The 1,206-nt window shown below is 41.5% G+C and carries 2 protein-coding genes; both read right to left on the bottom strand.

What is annotated here, in order from left to right:
• Window positions 1–277: 277 nt before the first annotated feature.
• Window positions 278–646: a GFA family protein gene (locus tag ACED48_RS20450; protein ID WP_277815551.1), complete on the bottom strand. Its 369-nt coding sequence runs from the start codon at window positions 644–646 to the stop codon at window positions 278–280.
• Window positions 647–845: 199 nt separating this feature from the next.
• Complete coding sequence (locus ACED48_RS20445; RefSeq protein WP_017057197.1) at window positions 846–1,046, bottom strand: DUF4926 domain-containing protein; 201 nt, start codon at window positions 1,044–1,046, stop codon at window positions 846–848.
• Between the last annotated feature and the right edge of the window lie 160 nt (window positions 1,047–1,206).

Genomic DNA, 1,206 nt, shown 5'->3' with positions numbered 1-1,206 from the left:
ACGCACCGCAAACGCTTCCAACATAGTGCCACCGGAAAGTTCGTGAGATTGGAAAACGGACAGGTGAATAGCTAGAACGTAGAACAAGGCTTTTAGACCACAAATGCTTTTCTGCCCTTTGCAAACTAACGCCGCGTTAAGGGGTGAACAACGCTATACCACCCAACTTAAACCATTGTGCCATAAACACAAAAGCCAAACTTTGAACCAAAACTGCCAAGCGTTGAGAATCCCTCTTGAACGCCTTGTTATGCGTGCGTTACCTGCATATTTTTAATCAATCTTTCTTAGTTGGCATCGTATCAAACTGCGGTATACCGTCATTTATGAAACCAACATCCCAACTTGCGCGAGAACCGACATAAACATGAGCAGAAACTTTCGTCTCCACAGGCTCGGACAATAGACCTGCGGGCACCCAATGTGAATCACCGCTTGAGCTAATATTTGGTACTGGGCTACCACACTGACAACAAAACTCAGATTTAAAATCTGAGCTTGTCGAGAATGACCTAATTTGATGTTCGCCGGAACGCCACTTAAAACTTGATGCTTTAACAATCAACGCTGAGTTTGATGAAGAACCCGATACCTTGCGACACAGAGAACAATGGCATTGATAGATGGGTGGTAATTCGCCTGACAACTCAAACGAAACCTCTCCACACAAACAGTTTCCTTTCAAATTTAATTCTTCCTTGTTAATTAGTACGCATAACGCCTTGTTAACTTGTGACAAAACAATGTCACTTCAGCTGATATAACCACCTTAACCACAAAACCTGACTAATACCGAAAATGCCAAGCGTTTTGGAATCTAGTTGAACAATTTGTTATGTGTAAGACTATTCGGGTGAGATTTGCTTCATTTGTGTGGGAAGAAGTGTGCATTGCCATTTAGTTACACCAGACTCTAGGACACACTCAACATCATAAGCCTTGCCATTTTCATAGCGCATTAGAATAGTCCCTATATCTCCAATTTCTATTTCTGGAAATTCCTTTACGGCTATAACGACTTCGACAATATCTAATTCTTTAAACATCTTTTCTCGACTCTATACCTAGGCAAGACTTGTCTCTACGGAGACTAATCTAGAATTCTGTTAGCTATTACACATAACGCTAAGCTAAGTAGTGAGCAACGCAACACGAAGCCACCGCATAACACCTTAAACACATAAATCAACGCATACTAAAAATGCC

Source organism: Vibrio sp. 5S239, from assembly GCF_041439575.1.
In the GTDB taxonomy this organism is placed as follows: Bacteria; Pseudomonadota; Gammaproteobacteria; order Enterobacterales; family Vibrionaceae; genus Vibrio; species Vibrio kanaloae.
The sequence above is the reverse complement of the archived record's forward strand: the minus strand, read 5'-3'. Positions and strand labels throughout refer to the sequence as shown.

Excerpts from the sequence above, each read along its gene's own strand:
- ACED48_RS20445 (WP_017057197.1), bottom strand. The coding sequence starts at position 1,046 with ATGTTTAAAGAATTAGATATTGTCGAAGTCGTTATAGCCGTAAAGGAA.